Origin of the sequence: Streptomyces sp. NPDC049837 (assembly GCF_040674455.1) — a bacterium.
In the GTDB taxonomy this organism is placed as follows: Bacteria; Actinomycetota; Actinomycetes; order Streptomycetales; family Streptomycetaceae; genus Streptomyces.
In genome coordinates this window covers 1-5,345 of the sequence record NZ_JBFAMP010000029.1, presented here as the reverse complement: position 1 = coordinate 5,345, position 5,345 = coordinate 1, and the positions used below count along the sequence as shown (strand labels likewise).

Below are 5,345 nucleotides of genomic sequence, written 5' to 3'. Positions count from 1 at the left end.
TGCTGCTCGGCGAGTTCGCGGGCTGTCGCCACGATGAGGCGTTCGCGCTCCGCCCGTTCGCGCTCCTTGCGTTCCTTTACCGACATGAATCGATCCTAGCATCGCTAGACAATCGAGCCTTAGCAGTGCTAGCGTTGCCTCATCATCTAGCAATGCTAGTCCATGGAGGGGTTGTCATGCTCAGCACGCTCCAGGTCGTCACCACCGTCGTCGTCGGCCTGATGGTGGGGGTGGAGTTCTCCGTCGCCTTCATCATGAACCGGATCCTGAACGCGCTTCCCGGGGACAGCGGCCAGCTCGGCCACGCTCACGGCGGCCGGATGCTCGGCGCCGTGATGCCGTTTTGGTACATGGGCTCGCTCGTCCTCGTCGGCATCTGGGCCGTCGCCGGATGGCACCACCACGGCGCCGGCCTCGTCGTCACCGCCGCCGGACTGCTGATCCTGAGCGTGGTCATGTCGATCCTGCTGCTCGTCCCGATCAACAACCGGGGCAAGACGTGGACCCCCGAGAACCGGCCCGCTGACTGGAAGGAGCAGCTGAGCCGCTGGGAGCGCTATCACTACGTTCGCGTCGCGGTCATCGTCGCCGCGTTCACCCTGCTGGTCGCCGCCCTCGCTTGATACCACCGCTGCCCCGACATGCACTGGTTCGTTCTCTCCGGCTCACCCCGTCGGGGCAAGAGCCGTCGATATACAGGGACCCCGCGGGCCGAGGCCGCGCCGGTGGCCACTCCCCACTCGGTGTCCTCGTCCGCAGCGGCCATCTTCAGGACCACGGGCCCGGGCTCGGCGATGTGCTGCTCATTGACCTCCATGCCCCGACTGACGGCCCCGCCCGGCCCGCCGGTTCACCGATCACGGAGAGACAACCCGTACGAAGCACTCGGGCCGCCGACTCGCCCGGCGCCGGCCGCGCGGTAGGGGCCCGTGCCCCGCGCCCACACCATGGCTAAAGCGGGACCTGTGCGTTCCGGGCGGCGCCATGGTGGGCGACGAGGGGGCCGCTGCGCCGTTCCTTGCCGATCAGCCGGGCACATGTCATCGACGGACCCGGTACAGGTCGAGAGTGGTCAGCGAGGTCGCGGCGTTGGTCCGATGCGCCGTGTCGGCCCGGGGGTCGTTGACCAACGCGGCCAGGAGCCGCAAGCCCGTGGCGCGGTGGCCGTCCAGCGTGGCCAGGGAGCGCGCGGCCATAGCTCTGGCGTCCGAGGGAGCCGTGGGATCCGCGGCGAAGGCCGAAAGGAGTTCGGCCGAGCGTTCTTCTCCGCACTCGGCGAGTTTGGAGGCCGCGGTGATCCGGTCCCAAACCTGGACGCCGCGGTCCCGGGCGATGCCGAGGAGCAGGACGACCGCTTCCTCGCGGTGCCCGGCCAGCTCGGCCAGCGCCGCAGCGGCGTCTATGCGGTGGTGCGCCTCTTTGGTCGTGTCGGCTGCGATGTCGGCGAGCGGTCGAGCAGCCTCGCCCTGGTGGGTGGTGGAGCGTGCCAGGAGTCGGAGCGCGCGCAGCCGGTTGTCCGGATGGAGTCTACGGCCGGTCACGACGGGCAGGATCAGTTCCGCGGCCGCTTCCGTGTCCACCTCGGCCAGTCTCTCGGCGGCCGTCAGGTGGGAGTGGCTTCCGGGCAGCGACTCCTGGGCCAGCTCGGTGAGCAGGCGGGCGGCGCGATCCTCGTAGCCGGCCACCCGGGCCAGTGCCATGGCAGCCTCCGCCCGGTCATCCGGTGTCGTGGCGCTGTCTCCCGCGAAGGCGGTGAGCAGGCCCACTCCGTCCTCCCGGTGGGGCTGGTCCATCTCGGAGAGGTACTGGGCAGCGGTGACGGAGCCGTACTGGGCGAGGTCGAGGAGCAGCGCGGCACCGGACTCGCGGTGCCCGTCCAGCTCGGTGAGACAGTGGGCCGCCATGCAGCGGATGTCGTCCTCGGTCCCGGGGTCCATGGCGCACTCGGTGAGCAGCTGCACCCCGAGGAAGCCATGACTGTCGAGCCGGGCCAGCACCCGGGCGGTGCCGAGAAGGCTGTAGGGGTCGTTGTTCGGTGCCAGCTCCTCGATGAGCTGGAGGAGCAGTGTGGCACCGGTCATCTCGTGGCCCTCCAGCCCGGCCAGGATCTCGGCGGCCCAGCTGCGGTGGTCCGGTTGCAGCGCGCGGTCACCGGCGAGACGGGTCAGCAGCCGCGCGCCGTCGTCGAGGTGGCCCTCCAGCTCAGCGAGGTCCCAGGCGGCCTCCACCCGATTGCGGTCGTCCACGGCGGGGCTGTTCGCGAACGCGGTCAGCCACTGTGCGGCCTTCGGCCGCGGGAGGCTGCTGCCGAGCTGGAGTTGCGCCTTGAGCAGGTGGTATCCGGTGATCTCGGCGGATCCGAACAGGTCCTCCATGGCCCGCAGTGTGGCCGTTGCCAGCGGCCCCTCCGAGGCCAGCAGCGCGTCGAGAAGGAAGCCCAGGTAGGACGGTTCCAGGCCCAGCGGATCCAGGGGCTTGATGCCGGACCTTCGCCGACTCGCCCGGCGCAGTCTGTCGCGCAGCCGCTGTGCGGGAAACAGCCGGTCGAAGAGCAGCGTGCGGGCCTGAGGGTCGCGGGTGGCGTGACGCGCGGCGTGGTACTCCAGGAGGGTGCGGTGCAGGAACTCGACGTCGCCGCCCTGGCCGGCCAACAGGCCGCAGGAGCGCAGCAGCGATGCCAGTAGCGCGTCCCACAGCGGTGGTTTGACCTTGTCCGGTCGTCGGGCGTGCGGGTGCGCGGTGAGGATCGCGGTGGCCGGAGCCCGGTTCCCGCTGATCCTTTCGTGGGCCAGGTAATCGATGAGGACCGGCAGGTGTTCCCGGGCGTGCTCCGCGGCCTTCTCGACGGTGCGGCGGTCCTCCGGGATCTGATAGCGGCTGACCAGGGTGTGGATGGCACGGTCGTGCAGGTCGCTGACGCCCTTGTGGACGTTCTCCTCGTAGAGCAGTTCGACGAAGGACCGGAAGACTCCGGCCCGGCCGTCGGGCAGGGGGCGATCGGTGTCGGCCTCGTACAGATGGCACAGCATGGCGGCCATCAGCGGGATGCGGGCCAGTTCCTCCAGCCGGGTCCGGCGGACACCGTTCAGGAACGCCCGGACGTGACGGTCGGCATCGGGCAGAGCGTGCAGACGTTTGTGCACGTAGGTGCGCACGTCGTCGTCCGTGAAGGGCTCCAGTGTGAAGTGGTCGGCGGCGCGGGGCAGCCGGTCGAGTTCGCCGCCGGGCAGGGGACGGGTCGCAACGAGGAACCGGTAGGGCGTGTCCGTCTGCCCGGCTTCGCGGGCAAGGCGGTCGAGGAGGGACAGCCGGGCCGTCCGGTCGGGCACTTCGTCAAGGCCGTCGACCATCACCAGCCACCGCGCGCCGAGACGCGGAGGGCGGCGGAAGAAGTCCTCGGTCAACACCTCGCGCAGCCCGAAGGGACCGTACTCCTCGGTCACCGCGTGCGCCATGGCGGGCGCCAGCAGGGGCGCGCCGACCAGGTCGCCGGCCCGGATCAGCACCGGGAAGGCGAGTGCCGAGGAGGCGGGGTCGGCCTCCGTCGTCAGCAGGTGCCGGGAGGCGGACAGCAGGTGCTGCCGCAGTAGCGTCGACTTGCCGTAACCCGGTCCGGCCACCAGGACCCGGATCGAGTCGTCGCCGGTGAAGACCTGTTCGGCGGCCGCGGGAGCCCGCGCGGCCCGGGCCGAGATGCGCCGCGGCACGTAGACATCGGCCAGTGACGGCGCGTCGAGCTCCGGCGCCAGCCCGGGATGCGGAAGTTGATCGGCTGCCGACCGGACGGCTCGCAGGTACGAGCCGAGCCGGTGATCCGGGCCGCCCGTTCGCGTGGCGCGGTGACCGTCCCCGGGCTCCGGCGCGGAGGCGTAGTACGTGATGCTGTCGGCGTGCCCGACCGCGAATCCGCCCGTGGTGGCCGAGATGACCACGTCTGCCGTGACGTGCGGGGCCTGATTGCCTCCGAGCCCGCTCAGCCCTGCTGCGGACCCGGCTGCGGAGGGGTTCCGACGGTGACGTCACGCATCTGCACCGCTGCCGCGGAACCGTGATCGGCCCGGATGTCCACGTTACCGCGGATCGTCGGGCCGTCGGCAGGTGCCTCCGCTGCGTCCGCCGGGGCGTGCGTCTGCAACAGGGCCCGCAGGATCTCGGCGGCCTCCTCGCGCTCAGAGTCGCTCAAGTTCTCCAGCGCCTGCTCGAAGCGGGCCTGCCAGGCCCCTTGCTGCCCGCTGCGCACGCTGACCCGTTCGTCGTCTTGTGCGGTTTCCAGCGCGGCCGCACTACGGTCGAGCCGTTCCAGCTCGACGCGTTCACGCTCCCCGTCGCCCCGGGCGAACCACTGCGCGACCGACTGCTGCAAGCCTTGCCAGGCGCTGGTCCCGGCCGCCTGGACGACCGCCGCGCCTCCGGCCGCGGCCAGCGCGGCCAGCCCCTCCGCCAACATCCAACCGTCCCCGTTCGTCACCGTGTTCGACATACGAGACGGTAGTGCACCGCGCGGCACACCACCTCGCATTCCACAGGATTGACACCGGGCCCGCGATCCGCGCCGCTGAGCGGCGTCACGGCTGGCAAAAAGTACTGCATACCCCCATGGTGCCCCCCAGGTCCATGCGCCGCGTGCGGCGATCCCGACGCACTCTGGCACACCGAAGCGGTCCAGGACGGCCGTTCGCACAACGCCGCCGCCCCGGGACCCTGCCGCGTCGTCGTGCTGCGGCGGTTCGCCGCACATGTGAAGCGGGACCTGATGCCACACAGGCCGCGGGTCGCGTGGTTCGCGGACCGATGCGCCCAAGGAACCATCAGCCCGCGCCCGACCACGTAGCTCCTCTGACAGTGAGTTGGATGAGGGCTGGTCAGGTCCCGCTGACGTAGCTGAGCGGAACAAGTTGACGCTGTGCGTGTCGCCGGCAGGCACGAGCAGCGCTGCGCCCGCCCTGTACCAGATTCCATCCACACCTTTAAAATGAAGCATCGTGCTACGGGTGTGAACCCTGGCGCTGCAAGGCCACCTACTCGAAGGCGTGTCACCCAAGCCCTGACGCCGGCCAGCAGCCCACACTTCCCTCACTACTGCTGCCCGCGCCAGCGGGCGTACCCGGGGAGCGAAGCGGACCGGGTACCTGACGCAGGCTCAACATGCCGTCCACAAATCACCGCCAGAGCCACTAGGCCGGGGCCGGGGAGCGAAGCGAGCCGGTCGCCCCGCGAAGCGGGGCTTCGCCGAGCGAAGCGAGGCAGGCATCCCTAGCCTCCCGCGAAGCGGGAGGCGTCTCACGGCCGAGCGAAGCGAGGCCGTTCGCTGGCGCAGCGCGCAGCGCTGCGGAACCCGCGCCCGC

Annotated in this window: 3 protein-coding genes and 1 pseudogene; 1 reads left to right on the top strand and 3 read right to left on the bottom strand. The window is 70.7% G+C overall.

Annotated elements, in window-relative coordinates; genetic code table 11:
- Positions 1 to 86: pseudogene (locus AB0J57_RS34760) on the bottom strand (TetR family transcriptional regulator); the annotation flags it as partial.
- A 90-nt stretch (positions 87 to 176) separates the two neighbouring features.
- Here AB0J57_RS34760 and AB0J57_RS34755 point away from each other — a divergent pair.
- A complete protein-coding gene (locus tag AB0J57_RS34755) occupies positions 177 to 623 on the top strand; it encodes a DUF1772 domain-containing protein (protein ID WP_366132420.1) in 447 nt (148 codons plus the stop codon).
- A gap of 417 nt (positions 624 to 1,040) precedes the next feature.
- Here AB0J57_RS34755 and AB0J57_RS34750 read toward each other — a convergent pair whose 3' ends face one another.
- Both AB0J57_RS34750 and AB0J57_RS34745 read right to left on the bottom strand, forming a co-directional pair.
- Positions 1,041 to 3,932, bottom strand: a complete 2,892-nt coding sequence (locus AB0J57_RS34750) for an ATP-binding protein (protein ID WP_366132419.1) — start codon at positions 3,930 to 3,932, stop codon at positions 1,041 to 1,043.
- 41 nt (positions 3,933 to 3,973) lie between these two features.
- Positions 3,974 to 4,480 carry a hypothetical protein gene (locus tag AB0J57_RS34745; RefSeq protein ID WP_366132418.1) on the bottom strand — a complete coding sequence of 169 codons (507 nt, stop codon included), beginning with the start codon at positions 4,478 to 4,480 and terminating at the stop codon, positions 3,974 to 3,976.
- Positions 4,481 to 5,345: the final 865 nt, after the last annotated feature.

Bases quoted from the DNA above. Each gene is read 5' to 3' on its own strand.
- AB0J57_RS34755 (WP_366132420.1), top strand. From the start codon at position 177: ATGCTCAGCACGCTCCAGGTCGTCACCACCGTCGTCGTCGGCCTGATG.
- AB0J57_RS34745 (WP_366132418.1), bottom strand. From the start codon at position 4,480: ATGTCGAACACGGTGACGAACGGGGACGGTTGGATGTTGGCGGAGGGG.